This window comes from Baekduia soli (assembly GCF_007970665.1).
GTDB classification, from domain to species: Bacteria; Actinomycetota; Thermoleophilia; order Solirubrobacterales; family Solirubrobacteraceae; genus Baekduia; species Baekduia soli.
This window is the reverse complement of sequence record NZ_CP042430.1, coordinates 3,124,060-3,140,146: the sequence shown is the minus strand read 5'-3', so window position 1 is coordinate 3,140,146 and position 16,087 is coordinate 3,124,060. Positions and strand designations below refer to the sequence as shown.

The 16,087-nt window shown below is 76.4% G+C and carries 17 protein-coding genes; 8 read left to right on the top strand and 9 right to left on the bottom strand.

Annotated elements, in window-relative coordinates; translation table 11 throughout:
- Position 1 precedes the first annotated feature (1 nt).
- The 3 genes from FSW04_RS14915 to FSW04_RS14905 are packed head-to-tail and all read left to right on the top strand — an operon-like array spanning position 2 to position 3,719.
- Complete coding sequence (locus tag FSW04_RS14915) at positions 2-1,516, top strand: class I adenylate-forming enzyme family protein (protein ID WP_228431289.1); 1,515 nt, start codon at positions 2-4, stop codon at positions 1,514-1,516.
- The gene (locus tag FSW04_RS14910; RefSeq protein WP_146920601.1) at positions 1,513-2,619 is read left to right on the top strand and encodes a phosphotransferase family protein; all 1,107 of its coding nucleotides are present in this window, start codon (positions 1,513-1,515) and stop codon (positions 2,617-2,619) included. Before FSW04_RS14915 ends, FSW04_RS14910 begins: the two co-directional genes overlap by 4 nt.
- Positions 2,610-3,719: a hypothetical protein gene (locus tag FSW04_RS14905; RefSeq protein WP_146920599.1), complete on the top strand. Its 1,110-nt coding sequence runs from the start codon at positions 2,610-2,612 to the stop codon at positions 3,717-3,719. The genes FSW04_RS14910 and FSW04_RS14905 overlap by 10 nt, the downstream gene beginning before the upstream one ends.
- A gap of 67 nt (positions 3,720-3,786) precedes the next feature.
- Here the strand turns inward: FSW04_RS14905 and FSW04_RS14900 are convergent, their stop codons facing one another.
- From FSW04_RS14900 to FSW04_RS14875, 6 genes are all read right to left on the bottom strand, one after another.
- The gene (locus tag FSW04_RS14900) at positions 3,787-4,563 is read right to left on the bottom strand and encodes a hypothetical protein (protein ID WP_146920597.1); all 777 of its coding nucleotides are present in this window, start codon (positions 4,561-4,563) and stop codon (positions 3,787-3,789) included.
- Positions 4,564-4,726: 163 nt separating this feature from the next.
- Positions 4,727-6,298: a hypothetical protein gene (locus tag FSW04_RS14895; RefSeq protein WP_146920595.1), complete on the bottom strand. Its 1,572-nt coding sequence runs from the start codon at positions 6,296-6,298 to the stop codon at positions 4,727-4,729.
- Entirely contained in the window at positions 6,291-7,013 is a 723-nt protein-coding gene (locus FSW04_RS14890; RefSeq protein WP_146920593.1) for an ABC transporter ATP-binding protein, read from the bottom strand. Before FSW04_RS14890 ends, FSW04_RS14895 begins: the two co-directional genes overlap by 8 nt.
- Positions 7,014-7,061: 48 nt before the next feature.
- Positions 7,062-7,514 (bottom strand): CBS domain-containing protein, encoded by a 453-nt coding sequence (locus FSW04_RS14885; RefSeq protein ID WP_146920590.1) that lies wholly within the window; start codon positions 7,512-7,514, stop codon positions 7,062-7,064.
- The gene (locus FSW04_RS14880) at positions 7,515-7,955 is read right to left on the bottom strand and encodes an Hsp20/alpha crystallin family protein (protein ID WP_146920588.1); all 441 of its coding nucleotides are present in this window, start codon (positions 7,953-7,955) and stop codon (positions 7,515-7,517) included.
- A 98-nt stretch (positions 7,956-8,053) separates the two neighbouring features.
- Positions 8,054-8,278, bottom strand: coding sequence for a DUF1918 domain-containing protein (locus FSW04_RS14875; RefSeq protein WP_146920586.1), 225 nt, complete (start codon positions 8,276-8,278; stop codon positions 8,054-8,056).
- A gap of 158 nt (positions 8,279-8,436) precedes the next feature.
- On the opposite strand from FSW04_RS14875, the gene acsA reads away from it, so the two are divergent.
- The 5 genes from acsA to FSW04_RS14850 are packed head-to-tail and all read left to right on the top strand — an operon-like array spanning position 8,437 to position 13,638.
- Positions 8,437-10,164, top strand: coding sequence for an acetate--CoA ligase (acsA, locus tag FSW04_RS14870; protein ID WP_228430487.1), 1,728 nt, complete (start codon positions 8,437-8,439; stop codon positions 10,162-10,164).
- Positions 10,161-11,132, top strand: coding sequence for a pyruvate dehydrogenase (acetyl-transferring) E1 component subunit alpha (gene pdhA / locus FSW04_RS14865; RefSeq protein ID WP_187368796.1), 972 nt, complete (start codon positions 10,161-10,163; stop codon positions 11,130-11,132). The genes acsA and pdhA overlap by 4 nt, the downstream gene beginning before the upstream one ends.
- Positions 11,129-12,121, top strand: a complete 993-nt coding sequence (locus FSW04_RS14860; protein WP_146920581.1) for an alpha-ketoacid dehydrogenase subunit beta — start codon at positions 11,129-11,131, stop codon at positions 12,119-12,121. The genes pdhA and FSW04_RS14860 overlap by 4 nt, the downstream gene beginning before the upstream one ends.
- Positions 12,122-13,387 carry a dihydrolipoamide acetyltransferase family protein gene (locus tag FSW04_RS14855; protein WP_146920579.1) on the top strand — a complete coding sequence of 422 codons (1,266 nt, stop codon included), beginning with the start codon at positions 12,122-12,124 and terminating at the stop codon, positions 13,385-13,387.
- Complete coding sequence (locus tag FSW04_RS14850; protein WP_146920577.1) at positions 13,384-13,638, top strand: acyl carrier protein; 255 nt, start codon at positions 13,384-13,386, stop codon at positions 13,636-13,638. Before FSW04_RS14855 ends, FSW04_RS14850 begins: the two co-directional genes overlap by 4 nt.
- A 7-nt stretch (positions 13,639-13,645) precedes the next feature.
- Here the strand turns inward: FSW04_RS14850 and FSW04_RS14845 are convergent, their stop codons facing one another.
- Genes FSW04_RS14845 through FSW04_RS14840 form a run of 3 tightly spaced genes read right to left on the bottom strand, consistent with a single transcriptional unit; the run spans position 13,646 to position 16,027 of the window.
- Positions 13,646-14,587, bottom strand: coding sequence for a lysylphosphatidylglycerol synthase transmembrane domain-containing protein (locus tag FSW04_RS14845; protein ID WP_187368795.1), 942 nt, complete (start codon positions 14,585-14,587; stop codon positions 13,646-13,648).
- Complete coding sequence (locus tag FSW04_RS26110; protein ID WP_187368794.1) at positions 14,584-15,237, bottom strand: glycerophosphodiester phosphodiesterase; 654 nt, start codon at positions 15,235-15,237, stop codon at positions 14,584-14,586. Before FSW04_RS26110 ends, FSW04_RS14845 begins: the two co-directional genes overlap by 4 nt.
- Positions 15,179-16,027: a phosphatase PAP2 family protein gene (locus FSW04_RS14840; RefSeq protein ID WP_187368793.1), complete on the bottom strand. Its 849-nt coding sequence runs from the start codon at positions 16,025-16,027 to the stop codon at positions 15,179-15,181. The genes FSW04_RS26110 and FSW04_RS14840 overlap by 59 nt, the downstream gene beginning before the upstream one ends.
- Between the last annotated feature and the right edge of the window lie 60 nt (positions 16,028-16,087).

Here is a 16,087-nt window from a genome sequence, read left to right as displayed (position 1 = left end):
GATGACGCTGGACGCGATCGTCCGGCGCGGCGCCGGACAGCAGCCCGGCCGCGTCGCGGTGATCGACCGCCTGGGCTCGTGGACGTGGCGGGAGCTGGAGGAGCAGGTCACCCGCAGCGCCGCCGCGCTGCGGGCCGCCGGGGTCGGGCCGGGCGACCGCGTCGCGGCCATCGACACGACCTCGGCCGAGTACCTGGCGCTGTACTACGGGGCGGCGCGCGCAGGGGCGGTCCTGTGCCCGCTGAACTACCTCAGTGCCGCCGACGAGCTCGAGTACCTGCTCGCCGACCTCGAGCCCTCCCTCGTGCTGGCGGGCCCCGAGTTCGCCGCGGCGACCGCCGCGGCGGCGGCGCGGGCCGTGCCGGACACCCCCGTGGTCGGGTTCGGGGAGCCCGATGCGGAGTGGGCCGGCCGGCGCGCGGGCGCCGACCCCGCCGCCGAGCTCGAGGCGCCCGACCCCGACGGCCTGCACCTCATCCTGTACACCAGCGGCACCACGGGCCGGCCCAAGGGCGCCTGCCACACCCAGCGCGCGACCTACGTCGACGCGTTCTACGGCGCCATCGGCTACGGCGCGCGGCCCGAGGACACCTATCTCGTGCACGCCCCCTCGTTCCACTGCGCGTGCTGGGACCACGCCAAGATGTACCTGTCGGTCGACGCCACGCTGCGGATCCTGCCGCGCTTCGAGGCCGGCGCCGCGCTGGAGGCCATCGAGCGCGACGGCGTGACCTCGCTGTTCGGCGTGCCGCCGGTGCTGCGCGCGCTGCTCAACCACCCGCGCCGGCCCGCCACCGACCTCTCCACGCTGCGCACCGTCATCTACGGCGGCGCGCTCGGCGAGCTCGGCGTGCTGGACGAGCTGCGCGAGGCCGTGCCCGGCCCGCTGGCCCTCTACCAGACCTACGGGCTGACGGAGGGCGGCCCCTACGTGACCGCCGCCGCCCCGGCGCTGACGGCCGCCAAGCCCGGCTCGATCGGCCGCGCAGTGCCCGGCGTCGAGATCGCCCTGCGCGACCCCGACACCGGCGCCGACGTCGTCGACGGCGCGGTCGGCGAGCTGTGCGCCCGATCGCCGTCGATCATGCAGGGCTACTGGCGCAACCCGGAGGCGACCGCCGCGGCGATCCGCGACGGCTGGCTGCACACCGGCGACCTCGCGCGCCGCGACGAGGACGGCGACCTGCACATCGTCGACCGGCTCAAGGACATGATCCGGTCGGGCGGCGAGAACGTGTTCGCCGCCGAGGTCGAGCGCGTGCTCATGGCTGACCCGCGCGTGTTGGAGGCCGCCGTGATCGGGCTGCCCGACGAGCGCTGGGGCGAGCGCACCGTGGCGATCGTCGTGCCCAACGCGGGGATGGCGATCGACGCCGACGACGTGCGCGCCTGGTGCCGGGAGCGGCTGGCGGCCTACAAGGTCCCCAAGCAGGTCGAGCTCACCGCCGAGTTGCCGCGCACCGGGCTGGGCAAGGTGGCCAAGAACGTCCTGCGTGCGACGCACGGCGCCGCGTGAGCGACGACGTCGTCGAGCACCACGAGGACGCGGCGGGCGCTGCGCGCCCGCCGCTGCTCGTGATCGAGCCGCTGCGGGCGTTCCTCGACGCCCACGGGCTGGGCTCGGGCCCCGTGCACGCCCGGCCCATCGGTGACGGGCACTCCAACCCGACGTTCGTGCTGACCCGCGAGGGCGCCGAGGTCGTCCTGCGCCGCCCGCCGCGGCCGCCGCTGCCGCCCAGCTCGCACGACGTGCTGCGCGAGTCCCGCGTCATCGGCGCGCTGGCGGGCCGCGCACCCGTCCCCGCGATCCTCGCCACCTGTGAGGACCCGGCCGTCATCGGCGCGCCGTTCTTCCTCATGGAGCGCATGGCGGGCCACGTGCTCACCGACGCGGTCCCGGAGTCGCTGGCCGGGGGCGAGGGCGCGATCGCCGACGCCCTGGTCGACGCGCTCGTCGGCCTGCACGCCGTCGACTGGCGGGCCTGCGGCCTGCAGGGCTTCGGGCGCCCCGCCGGCTACCTGGCCCGCCAGGTCCGCCGCTTCGAGGGCCTGTGGGAGCTCAGCCGGACCCGCGACCTGCCCGTGTTCGGGCGCCTGGCCACGTGGCTCGGCGACCACCTGCCCGAGTCGCCCGCGACGACGATCGTCCACGGCGACTACCGCCTGGGCAACACGATGTACGCGCCGCAGGCGCCGCCGCGCGTCGTCGCCATCCTGGACTGGGAGATGTCGACGCTCGGCGATCCGCTGGCCGACGTGGGCTACCTGTGCGCGTTCTGGGTCCAGCCCGACGACCCGCCGCTGCGCATGTTCGACCTCTCCACGGTCACGCGGTCGGGCGGCTTCCCGACCCGCGCGGAGCTCGTCGCGCGCTACCACGAGCGCAGCGGCCGGAGCACCGGCGCGATCGCCTGGTACCAGACGCTGGCGCTGTGGAAGCTCGCCGTGGCCATGGAGGGCATCCACCGCCGGGCCGTGCAGGGCGGCAGCGACGATCCCTACCTCGCCGCGTTCGCCGACGGTGTGCCCGAGCTGCTCGAGCGGGCCGCCGCCACCGCCGGCGTGCCGAGCCTGACCCCATCCGTCCGCACCGCCCACCCGGGAGACCCATGCAGCTGAACGACGTCGACGACCTGCCGTTCCACCAGCACCCCACGCCGTTCAACATGCTGGCCACGTCGGACCCGCACTTCAACGACGGGTACTTCTTCGCGTTCTACGCGGCCGACTGGTACGTCCTGGCGGGCCTGCGCCTGCACCCCAACACGAACACGATCGACGGCTTCGCCGGCCTGACCCACGACGGCGAGCAGCGCTGCGTGCGGGCGTCGCGGACGCTGCGCCCGCGCTACAGCGAGTTGGCCGCCGGGCCCATCCGCCTCGACGTCGAGCAGCTCATGGAGCGCCACCGGCTCGTCCTGGAGGAGAACGACGCGGGCTTCGCGTTCGACGTCACGTTCGCCGTCCAGGCCCCGCCGTTCGTGGAGGAGCGCTACCAGACCGTCAAGCACGGGCGGATCATCGGCGACACGCTGCGCTACACGCAGGTCTGCCGGGCCACGGGCACGGTGCGCTGCGATGGCCGGGACCTGGAGGTCGACGGCTGGCACGCGATGCGCGACCACTCGTGGGGCATCCGCGCGAGCATGGGGCCGCCCACCCGCTTCGGCGGCATCGAGGAGCCCGGCGTGCAGCGCGACCGCCGCGCGCTGCGGCTGTGGATGCCGTTCCAGGTCGGCGACCACTGCGGCTTCTTCAACACCCACGAGGACCGCGACGGCGAGACGCTGGACTTCGAGGGCCGCCTGGACTTCGACGACGGGCGGTCGGTGGGGCTGCGCTCCATCGCGCACGACCTGCAGGTGGGCCCCGCCGGCCCGGTCGGGACCGTCGACCTCGTCGACGAGGAGGGCGTCACCCGCCGCTACGAGCTCGCGGTCGCCGGCGCGCCGGCCGACGTGCAGGGCCTGGGCTACTACGGCGGCTGGGCCGACCACGGCAGCGCGGGCGTCTACCGCGGCCCGGAGACGATCGAGGTCGACCGCTACCCGACGGGGACCGAGGGCGAGCGCTCGGGCCCCGCGCACGTGCCGGTGCGCCGACGCATCGGCCCGACCGAGTTCCCGCGGTTCGTGACCGGGCCCGGCGGGACCACCGGGATGGCGCACTTCGAGTACTCGATCCTGGCGGGCGCCAAGCCGCCGGCGCCGCCGTCCTGAGCGGCGGCGCACCGCGCGCCGCGACGATCGGACGCCGGTCCGGGATCCTGGTACGCCCTGTGCACCGTCACGAGCCGCCTGTCGCGGGCGCGCGGCACGCCGGTCCGGGGCCCGGCGGCATGAGCGCGCCGGTCGCCGGGCCGGGGCGGCGCACGCCGACGGCGACGAGGCCCGCGGCGATCAGCCCGGCCAGGACGCCGCCGCCCAGCGCGACCCAGCCGACGGTGGCCAGGTGCGGCACACGGGCCGCGGCGCCGACGCGCACGTCGACCGCGGGCGAGCCGTCGGCGTTGGCGACCACGACCGACCACGTTCCCTGACGGGCGTGCCAGACGAGGTCCTGGCGCCCGCGGCCGGAGGCCGACGCCGCCCAGAACCGGCGCGTCGCCGCGGGCGCGGGGCGCCCGGCGCCCTGCACGGCCTCGGTGTGGGCGTGCAGCGAGAAGACGCCGCTGATGTCGGTCAGCCGCTCGTAGGTGCGGCCGCGCAGCCAGGGTTCCACGTCGTGCGTGGGCGCGATTCCGACGAAGACCGGGCGCCCGGTGGCGCCCGTCACGCGCAGGCGGACCGTGCCGAGGTGGTCGTCGCCCAGCAGCCAGCGGGCGCCGCCGACGTGCAGGTCCACGTCGCCGCTGGCGATCGCGGCCGCGCGGGTCGTGAGGTGCTGGGTGCCGGCCGACAGGTAGCCGTCGTGGTCCTTGCGCCCGTCGGCCCACAGCGCGAGGCCCGCGGCGGCCAGGAGGGCGATGGCGAGCAGCGCGGCGAGGCCGCCGGCCAGCAGCGAGGCCGTGCGGGCGGCGCTGTGGTGGCCTCGGGGCGTGGAGGGCGGGACGGGGTCGGACATCTCGGGCTCCGGTGGTGCGTGCGGCGGGGATCAGGGACGCCCTCACCGTCCCACCGCATCGTCCCGGCCGCCCGCCGGCCAGCAGGCGTGTGGCGGTGCTGGTGTCCCCTGCCCGCCCGGGGGGATGACCCCCGGGACCGGGCGGTGGCCCGCCCCAGCCGACTCAGGGCGCGAAGCGCTCCCAGCCCAGCGCGGTGACCAGCGCGGCGGGCGCGACCGCCAGCAGCAGGACGAACGTCGGCAGCGCATGGGTCCCACGGGCCGCCACCACGCTGACCGGCACGGTGCCCAGCGCGACGGCGCCCAGCGGCCACGCCACGATCCAGCCCACGATGATCCCACCGCTCATGCCCGTCGTGTCGGCGATCGTGACCGACATGAGGCTCGTGGGCATCTGGCCGCCCCGGCGGCTGCTCAGCGCGGCGCAGAGCGTGACCGACGGTGTCGCCGCGACGGCCAGCAGCGCGATGGCGCCGCCGTGGCGCGGCAGCGCGCCGGCGATCGCCACCCCCGCCGTGGCGGCCGACGCGGCGGCGAGCACGACGAGGGCCGGGAGGACGGCGTGCTGGGTCAGCACGCGGCCCATCGGCTCGCGGAGCAGCACCCGGACGCGGTTGGGACGGTCGGTCTCGGCGCGCAGCGGCTCCAGCAGCCGCGAGGCGCCGACGTAGGTCGCCAGTGCCCCGCCCGCCACGGCGGCCGGGTGGCCGGCGTTGAGCAGGCAGACGACGGTGCCGCCGGCGGCCAGGACGATCGCCTCCCCCAGGCGCTGGGGCGCGGCCAGCGCCGCGACCGCGTCGCGCCACAAGATCGCGAGTCGCGGCGAGCGCGGCGCGCGCAGCCCGGAGCCGCGGCCCGCCGTGGGCCCGGCGCTGACGGCGCGCAGGCTGCGGCCCACGTAGCGGGCGTTGAACGAGTACAACGCTGCGACGGCGCCGCCGCGCGCCTCGGCGCGCAGCATGTGACGCTCGGTCGGGCACCGTCCGCGGCGCGCCAGCGCCAGCCCCACGGCCCCGGCGGTGGCGACCGCGAGCAGGACCGGCGCCAGCGGCCACGCGCGCCCGGCGGCCACCGGCGCCACCGCCCAGCCCCACGGCCCCGACCACAGGGCGACGGAGCGCCCCGTCGCGCCGGAGGAGCCGAGCACGACGAGGCCCGCCGCCGCGGCCAGCACGGGCCAGCCGGCCAGGCGGGTCGCGCGGTCCCAGCCGCGTGAACCCTGCACGAGCGACGCGCCCGCCATGCCCAGGACGCCGAGCAGGGCGACGGCCGCCACGAACGCCGCGGCCCGCCCGCCCGGCACCGACCGGTGGTGGCCGGCGATGCCGATCAGCGCGATCGCGGCCACGACGGCCGCCCCGCCCGCGCCCCACAGCAGGCCGCGGGCCAGGCGTCCCAGCACGAGCTCGGCGCGCCGCAGCGGCGCCCCGAGCAGCTGCGCCACGTCGGCCACGGAGAAGATGACCGGCCCCTGGACGGCGCCCCAGCGCACCAGCGCCAGCAGCCCGGCCAGCGCGAGCGCCGGGCCCCAGGTGGCCACCGTGCGCGGCGTGGCGACCTCGGCGAGCGCCGAGCTGGCGGTGCCGTAGACGAACGGGCCGCCGATGGCCAGCGTGATCGCCACGTAGTAGAAGGGCTCCAGGCGCTTGAGCAGGCTCGGCGGGGCCTGCACGACCCGCCAGAACGCGCGGATCTCGCGCACCGGGGTGGTGCGCACCGCCACGGCGTCAGCCATGGTCGGGCAGCCAGCCGCGCTCCTGCGCGCGCACGCGGACCTCGTGCCACGGCCCTCGGTCCAGCACCGCGCCCTCCCCGAGCACGACGGCCCGGTCGGCCACCCCGTCGGCGAACATCATCTGATGGGTGGTCAGCAGCACGGCCGTGCCGCGCGCCTTGGCGTCGAGCAGCAGCTCGGCCAGCAGCGCCTGCGACGGCGGGTCCAGCCCGACGACGGGCTCGTCGAGCACCATCAGCGCGGCCGGCCGGATCAGCGCGCAGGCCAGGCCGGTCTTCTGGCGCATGCCGCGCGAGAGCTCGGCGGGCAGGAAGTCGGCGCGCGCCGACAGCCCCAGGTGCTCGAGCAGCGCGTCGATGCGCGCCGCCAGCCCGTCGTCGACCTGGGCGTGGGCGAGCGCCACGAGCGCGAGGTGCTGGCGGACGGTGAGGTCGTCGTAGAGCAGCGGGGTGTCGGGCACGAGGGCCAGCGCGGCGCGCGCCGCCTGCGCGCCGGGCTCGACGTGGGGGTCGTGGCCGCAGATGCGCACGGTGCCGTCCGTGGGCTCCAGCAGCCCGGCGATCGTGCGCACCGCGGTGGACTTGCCGCTGCCGTTGGCGCCGATCAGCGCCACGCACTCCCCCGCGCGCAGGTCGAGGTCGAGGCGGTGCAGGCCGACGAGCCGGCCGTAGCTGCGCGTGAGCCCCCGCACCTGCAGGGGGAGGTCGGAGGGCACACCCGGAGTGTGACGATCGGCGGGCGGCGGTGTGCCGGCGGCGGCGGGTCAGGCGCGCCCCCAGGCCAAGACCCCGGCGACGTCGAGCGTGGACAGCACGCCGACCGGCCGGCCGCGGTCGGCGACGATGAGGTGGGTCTGGCCCGACTCCACCATGATCCGTGCCGCCTCGTCCAGCGTGGTCGTCGTGGCCACGGTCGTCGGCTCGGCCGCGCCGAGGTCGGCGGCCGTGCGCCCCTCCAGGCCCGAGCGGGCGGCGCGCAGCAGGTCGCTGTCGGTGATCACCCGCCACAGGAGCCGCTCGCCCTCGCCGGGCCGGCGCTCGAGGCCCGCAACGACGACGGCGTGCAGGTGGCGGGTGGCCATGATGCGGGCCACGTCGGTCGCGGGCGCGTCGGGCTCGCAGCTGATGACGCCGTGGCACATGGCGTCGGCGACGGTGGCGTGCTCGAAGGCGGGCGCCAGGTGGCTGCCCTGCTGCGGCATGAGGTAGGTGGACATCTACTCCGCCTTGGGCGTGATCTCGATCTTCGTCCCGGCCGGCTTGTCGCCGACGGGAATCTCGATCTGCACGACGCCGTTCTTGGTCGTGGCCTGGATCTTGTCCGGCAGGGCCTCCGGCGGGAGCGCCATCGTCCGGCGGAACGACCCGAAGCGCCGCTCGCGCCGCACGTAGCCCTCATCCTCCTGCTCGGAGGACTCCTCGTGCTCGCCGGCGATCGTGAGCATCCCGTCCTCGACGGTGATCTTGATGTCCTCGGGCTCGAGGCCCGGGACGTCGGCGCGGACGGTCAGCGCGTCGTCGGTGCGCCGGACGTCCATGGCCACGCTCCAGCTGCCGTCGGTCTGGCGGGTGCCGGTGACGTCCTCGAAGAACCGGTCCAGGCGGTCGCGCATGGCGGCGAAGTCGGGGAACGGGCGGCGGGAGAGCTCGGTCGTCATGGGGTGCTCCTTGGGGTCGGTGCCGTGTCGGAGCGCCGACGCTACGCCGGCGCCCGACGCCCGCCATCGGGGAGATCGGGCATCGTCGCTCCGTACCTTCACGCAGGCTCGTGCCGGGCCCGCGCCGCGTGCACGACGCTGATGCCGTCGGCGGGGAACACGACGGACTCGTGGCCGTCCTCCCAGCGGACGCGGTAGCGCTCGTGGCCGGGCGCGCCGATGACCTCCAGGATCTCGGCGCTGCGGGCCGCCTCGCCATGGATGCCGCGGGCCTTCAGGATGTCGCCGGGCGCCGCGCCGGTCGTGGGGGTCGGGGTGCTCATGGGTCCCTCCGGTCGTGGGTGGGCGACCGACGCTAGATCGGCCCGCGGCCGCGACCAACCGTCGAAATCCGCGACGCGACCCGGGGGGACTACCGATGCCGCCGCGCGCCGCCGGCAGGACGATGGCCTCCCCTCACCGCTGCGTCCAGGAGGCTCCCATGCGCACCGTCGCCCCCAGCCCGACCCCCACCACGCCGGCCTCCTCCGAGGCCGGTGCGGGGTTCTCCTGGGCGGAGGCGGCGGCGGCGCTCGACGGGCTGCCCGGAGGCGGCCTGAACATCGCCCACGAGGCCCTGGACCGCCACGCCGCGGGCCCGGGCGCGGGGCGGGTGGCCCTGCGGTGGCTCGGCCGCGACGGCACGCGGGTCGACCTCACCTACGCCGAGCTGACCGACCGGGCGGCCCGCTTCGCGGGGCTCCTGCAGGAGCTCGGCGTGCAGCGCGGCGAGCGCGTCTTCGCACTGGCCGGCCGCATCCCCGAGCTCTACGTCGCCGCCCTCGGCACCCTGCGCCACGGCGCGGTGTTCTGCCCCCTGTTCTCGGCGTTCGGGCCCGAGCCGGTCCGCGTGCGCCTGCAGCGGGGCGACGCCCGCGTGCTCGTGACCACCCGCGAGCTGCACGAGCGCAAGGTCGCCGACCTCGTCGACGGCCTGTCGGGCCTGCGCCACGTCCTGCTCGCCGAGGACCTGCCCGCGCGCCTGGCCGCCGCCACCCCCGCCCCCATGGCCGCGACCGAGCCCGACGACCCGGCGCTGCTGCACTTCACGAGCGGCACGACCGGCACGCCCAAGGGCGCGCTGCACGCCCACCGCGCGGTCGTCGCCCACCACGCCACGAGCGCGCTCGCGCTCGACCTGCACGAGGACGACGTCTTCTGGTGCACGGCCGATCCCGGCTGGGTGACCGGCACGTCCTACGGCATCATCGGACCGCTGACCCGGGGCGTCACGGTCGTCGTCGACGAGGCCGAGTTCGACGCCGACCGCTGGTACGCGACGCTGGCCCGCGAGCGCGTCAACGTCTGGTACACGGCGCCGACGGCGATCCGGATGCTCATGCGTGCCGGCGAGGAGGCCCGCGGCGACCACGACCTCGGGGCGCTGCGCCTCACGGCCTCCGTCGGCGAGCCGCTGGCCGCCGACGCGGTCCGGTGGGGCCGCCGCGTCCTCGGCCACGAGATCCACGACACCTGGTGGCAGACCGAGACCGGGGCCATCATGGTGGCCAACCTCCCGGGCGACCCGGTCCGGCCGGGCGCCATGGGCCGCCCGTTCCCGGGCATCGAGGCGGCGCTCGCGCGCCGCGACGCCGAGGGGCACGTCGTGCGCGACGCCTTCGGCCGGCCCGAGCTCGTGGAGGCGGCCGGCGAGCCCGGCGAGCTGCTCCTGCGGGCGGGCTGGCCGTCCATGTTCTGCGAGTACGTCGGTGAGCCCGCGCGGACGAGCGCCTGCTTCGCCGGCGACTGGTACCTCAGCGGCGACCTGGCGCGCCGTGACGAGGACGGCTGGTACTGGTTCCTGGGCCGCGGCGACGACGTCATCAAGACCGCCGGCCACCTCGTCGGGCCCTTCGAGATCGAGAGCGTGCTGTGCGAGCACGCCGCCGTGGTGGAGGCCGCCGCCATCGGCATCCCCGACCCCATCGCCGGCCAGGTCGTCATCGCCAAGGTCGTGCCGGCACCCGGGCACGCCGACACGGCGGAGCTGCGGCGGGAGTTGCGGGCATTCGCGCGCCGCCGCCTGGGACCGGCGATCGCGCCGCGCCGGATCGACGTGGTGGACACGCTGCCCCGCACGCGCAGCGGCAAGATCATGCGCCGGCTCGTGCGCGCCCAGGAGCTCGGCCTGCCCGAGGGCGACGTCTCGACGGTCGAGGCCACCCGATGACCGCCGCGCCCGACGGCGTCGGCCTGCTGCGCGCGATGCTGCGGATCCGGCGCCTGGAGGAGCGCTGCATCGAGCTCTACAGCGCCGGCGAGATCCGCGGCTTCCTGCACGTCTACATCGGCGAGGAGGCCGTCGCCGTCGGGGTGATGCAGGCCCTGACCCCCGAGGACGACGTCGTCGGCACCTACCGCGAGCACGGCCACGCGCTGGCCCGCGGCATCCCGGCGCGCGCCATCCTGGCCGAGATGCTCGGCCGCCAGGAGGGCTGCAGCCACGGCCGTGGCGGGTCCATGCACCTCTTCGACGCCGGCACGCGGTTCTTCGGCGGCAACGCGATCGTGGGCGGCGGCCTGCCGCTGGCCGTGGGCCTGGCGCTGGCCGCCCGGATGCGGGGCGAGCGCCGCGTGACGGCCTGCTTCTTCGGCGAGGGCGCGATCGCCGAGGGCGAGTTCCACGAGGCGCTGAACCTCGCCGCGCTCTGGCGCCTTCCGGTCCTCTTCGTGTGCGAGAACAACCAATACGCCATGGGCACGGCCCTGGAGCGCTCGGAGTCCCAGACCGACCTCGTGCTCAAGGCCTCGTCCTACGAGGTCCCGGCGTGGTCGGTCGACGGCATGGACGTCGAGGCGGTCGCGGCCGCCGCGGCCGAGCAGGCCGCGATGGTGCGCGGCGGCGGCGGGCCGTGCTTCCTGGAGGCGCGGACGTACCGCTTCCGCGCGCATTCGATGTACGACCCCGACCTCTACCGCAGCAAGGAGGAGATCGCCCGCTGGACCGCGCGTGACCCGCTCGCGCTGCAGACCGCCGTGCTCCGCGAGGAGGGCGCGCTGGACGACGCGGGGCTGGCCGCGATGGAGGCCGACGTCGCCGCCGAGATGGACGACGCCGTCGCCTTCGCGCGCGCCGGCACGCTGGAGCCCGTGGAGGATCTCGAGCGCTTCGTGCTCACCGAGGTGCCCGCGGCATGACCGACGTCACGGCCGGCACGACGACCTACCGCCAGGCGCTGCACGACGGGCTGCGCGACGCGCTGGCCGGCGACGAACGCGTGTTCCTGCTCGGCGAGGACGTCGGGCGCTACGGCGGCTCGTTCGGGGTCAGCCGCGGCCTGCTGGACGAGTTCGGCCCCGAGCGCATCCGCGACACGCCGCTGTCGGAGTCGGCGTTCATGGGCGCCGGGATCGGGGCGGCGCTGGGCGGGATGCTCCCGATCGTCGAGGTCATGACGGTGAACTTCTCGCTCCTGGCCCTCGACCAGATCGTCAACACCGCCGCGTCGCTGTCGCACATGTCCGGCGGTCAGTTCCACGTGCCGCTGGTCGTGCGGATGACGACCGGGGGGGGCCGGCAGCTCGCCGCCCAGCACTCGCACTCGCTCGAGGGCTGGTACGCCCACGTGCCGGGGCTGCGCGTCCTGGCGCCGGCCACGATGGACGACGCGCGCTGGATGCTGGCCGGGGCGCTGCGCGACCCGGACCCGGTCGTGATCTTCGAGCACGGCTCGCTCTACGCCATGGAGGGCCCGCCGCCGGGGCCCGGACCCGTCGACCTCGACCACGCGGCCGTGCGCCGGGCGGGCACCGACGTGTCGCTCATCGCCTCCTCCCAGGCCGTCCACGTGGCGCTGGCCGCCGCGGACGCGCTGGCCGAGGAGGGCGTGTCGGCCGAGGTCCTCGACCTGCGCGTGCTGCGGCCGCTGGACACGGAGGCCATCGCGGCGACGGTCGGGCGCACGCACCGGGCGGTCGTCGTCGACGAGGGCTGGCGCAGCGTGGGGCTGAGCGCAGAGGTCAGCGCGCGGATCACCGAGCACGCGTTCTACGAGCTCGACGCGCCGGTGGCCCGCGTGTGCACCGCCGAGGTGCCGCTGCCCTATGCCAAGCACCTCGAGGACGCCGCGCTGCCCCAGCCCCGCCGCGTCGTCGCCGCGGTCCACGCGATGGGGCTGGGCGGCTAGGTGCCCGAGCTGACGATGCCCACGCTGGGAGCCGACATGGTCGCCGGCCGGCTGCTGACCTGGCACGTGGCGCCGGGCGACCGCGTCCGCCGCGGCGACATCATGGCCACCGTCGACACCGACAAGGCCGAGATCGACATCGAGTCCTTCGACGAGGGCGTCGTCGACACGCTCGTCGTGGCGCCCGGCACCAAGGTGCCCGTGGGCACCGTGCTGGCCACGCTGCGGCCGGCCGACGCGCCGCAGGCCGCCGCGGCCGCGTCGGCGCCCCCGGCCCCACCGGCGCCCCCGGCCGGGCCGGCGCCGGTGCCCCCGCCGGTCGTCCCGACGCCCGTCGTCGCGGTGGCGGTCGTCCCGGCGCCCGCGGACGGGCCCGCCGGGCGGCGGCGCGTGAGCCCGCTGGCACGGCGCATGGCCGGCGCGCTGGGCGTCGACCTCGACCGCGTGACCGGCTCGGGGCCCGGCGGCGTGATCGTCGGCGACGACGTGCGCGCCGCGGCCGCCGGGACCGCGACCGAGGCCGTCCCGGCGCCCGCTCCGCCGGCGCCGGCCGCCGAGGCCGCCCCGCCCGCGGGCGCCGCGCGGCGCAGCGACGCCGAGCGCCGCGCATCGCTGCGGGCGGCCGTGGCGGCGCTCATGGCGCGCTCCAAGCGCGAGATCCCCCACTTCAGCGTCCAGCAGACGATCGACCTCTCGGCCGCGACCGCGTGGCTGCAGGCCTACAACCAGCAGCGGCCGCCGGCCCAGCGCCTGCTGCCCGCCGCCGTGCTGCTGCGCGCCGTCGTCCTGGCCGCCCGCGACGTGCCCGGGCTCAACGGGACCTACGAGGAAGGGATCCTCACCGCGGCGCCGCGCGTCGACCTCGGCGTCGCGATCGCGCTGCGCGACGGCGGGATCATCGCCCCGGCGATCCCCGGCGCCGACGCGCTGGCCCTGCCCGAGCTCATGACCGCCCTGCGCGGGCTCACCGCCCGCGCCCGGCGCGGCGTCCTGCGCGGCGCCGACGCCGCCGGGGCGAGCATCACCGTGACGAACCTCGGCGACCAGGGCGCCGACCTCGTCCAGGGCGTGATCTTCCCGCCGCAGGTCGCGCTCGTCGGCTTCGGGCGGATCGCCGAGCGCCCGCTGGCCCGCGACGGCATGGTCGGCGCCCGCCCCAGCGTCATCGCGACGCTGACGGCCGACCATCGCGTCAGCGACGGCCACGCCGCCAGCCGCCTGCTCGTCGCCGTCGACCGCCACCTCCAGGAGCCCGATGCGCTGTGACCCCCGCCGCCGCCCGTGACCTGCTCATGACCTGCCTGGGCGAGATCGCGCCCGACGCCGACCTGGCCGCCCTGCCGCCGGGCGCCGACCTGCGCCGCGACCTCGACCTCGACTCGATGGACGTGTTCAACCTCGTCGCGGCGCTCGCCGAGCAGGGCGGCGTGGAGATCCCCGACCGCGACGCCGCGCAGCTCGTCAGCGTCGACGCGGCGGTGGCCTATCTCGCCGGGGCCCGTCCCGCCCGCGCCTGACCGCCGCTCAGGCGCGAGCGCGGGCGAGCCCGAGGCCTGCACGGACCGCCGTGACCGGGCGCAGGGTGCGGAAGGCGACCATCGCCGCCGCCAGGCCCAGAGCGGCGTTGATGAGCGTGATGCCCGCCTGCATGCCGACCGAGAACGAGAGCACCACCGCCGCGCCCGCCGCCTGGCCCAGCGCGTAGGCGAGCATGACCTGCTGGGTGCCGGCGCCGCCGGGGGTCAGCGGGATGAGCGTCGATGCCCCGCACAGCACCATCACCAGCGCCGCCGTGGGGACCGTCGCGTGCAGGCCGAAGGCGCGCAGCAGGAGGAAGACCACGGCGATGCGGCAGGTCCACGCGCCCGCCTGGACGAGCGCGACCTGCGTCACGTAGCGCGCCGGGCTGCGCAGGATCGCGCCGCCCTGGCGTGCCTGGGCCAGCAGGCCGCGGACGCGCCCGCGCAGCACGCGCACCGCCAGCGCGACCAGCGCCGTGAGCGCGAGGACGCCCGCGACGGCGATCGGCACGTGCGCCGCCATCCACCCGGGCGCGCCGGCCAGCGGCACGTGCGGGACGAACGGGACCGAGCCCGTGAGCCCGACGACGAGGACCAGCAGGGTGGCCGCCACGAGGTCGAAGAGCATGATGACGGCCATCGTCGAGGCGATCGTCGCCGCGCGGGAGCCCTCGATCCGCGAGCGCACGATCGCCAGCTTGGCCGCGTCGCCGCCGCGGCCCGGGACGACCGCGTTGAGGGCGACGCCGATCGCGTACGCCGAGGCGACCCCGAGGAGCGGCACCCGGCGGCCCGGATGGGCGCCGGCCAGCACGTTGCGCCAGGCCACCGAGCGCAGGACGTGGTTGGCCACGTGGAAGACGAGCGCAACCAGGAGGAGGCGCCCGTCGACGTGGTCGAAGTGCGACCAGACGCCGCCCACGAGGTCCTCGAGGCGGTCGATCACGCCGCCTCCCCGCCGGCCAGGACGCCGGCCAGCGCGTCGAAGCGCGTCGTGATGAGCCCGTCGACGCCCCAGGCCGCCAGCCGTCGGGCCTCCTCTGCGGTCTCGACCGGCCAGCTCACGAGCAGCCCGACGTCGCGCTTGAGCGCGGCGGTCACGGGCGCATCGAGCAGGCGCCGGTGGATCGAGACGCCGTCGACCGCCCGGTAGCCCAGCAGCCGGCGCAGCGCCGCCAGCTGGCGCCGGCTGCCCACGGAGTGCACGACGCGAACGTCGGGCCGCCCCTCCAGCGGGCGCAGCAGCCGCCACGTGCGCGAGCACACGGTCACGCGCCGCCCGTCGCCGTGGCGGTCCAGGCAGGCCGCGACGGCCCGCGCGAGCCGCGGGTCGCGCCCCTTGAGGTCGAGCATGAGCTCGGTCGGCGGGGCGGCGGTGGCCAGCAGGTCGCCGAGCAGGAGCCGCGGCCGCCACGGCGGCGCGAGCTCCCAGCGGTCCCACAGGATGGGCAGCGGGCCGACCGTCTTGAGGTGGCGCACCTCGAGGCGGCCGGCAAAGAGGTGGACGTCGGCCTCGATGAGCGGGATGCCGAGCGACTCAGCGCGGCGCAGGCGCCCGAGGTCGTTGCCTGCGCGGTGCGCGACGAGGAACGGCATGGGAGGTGTGGATGTCAAGGTACTTGTCCGCATTCGGACCCTTCGGGATGCTGATGAGTGTAGGACGGGCGCGCCGGCGCTCGAGGACGACCGCGGCGCGCAGGGCCGCGAGGACGATCGCCACGCCGACGACGACGTCGATGATGAAGTGGTTGGCCGTGGCGACCACGGCGAAGGCCATCGCCGCCGGCATGAGGACCGCGAACGACCTCAAGGCCCAATGGCGGGTGGCCCGGTAGACCGCGATGCCGACGAGCAGGTTCCAGCCGGCGTGGAAGCTCGGCATCGCGGCGTACTGGTTGACCAGCGACGGCGGCAGCAGCTGGCGGTAGCCCGGCGAGCCCCTCGTGATCGTGTCGATCACCGAGGCATCGCTCAGCCGCGGCGGCGCGACGGGGAAGCAGGCGAAGATCACCAGGCCGGCCAGGCCGCTGATGAGGCAGGCGTCGCGCAGCGTGCGGTACTGGGCGGGCGCCAGGCGGAAGAGCAGCACGCCCGAGACCACCAGCACGGGCCAGTGGCCGTAGATGTAGACCGCGTCGGCCCCGTCGGTGAGCAGCCGCGATCCGGTCACGAGCCCCTGGACGGCGGCCTCGCGGTCCAGGCCGAGCCGGCGCTCGAGCCCGATGAGCCCGTCCGCGTTGCGGAAGGCACGGGCGGCGTCGCCCTCGGTGATCGCGCGCACGCCGAAGTACGTCAGGTAGGCCAGGCCGAACACGAGGAGCTCGCGGGCGCCGCTGTGGCGCCGCAGGCCGGGTCCGGGACGGGCGCGGAGGGCGCGGGGCGACATGCGTGCCCACCATGCCCGGGCGCCCGCACGCCCGCATCCGCCGTCTTCCGCGCCGGGCGG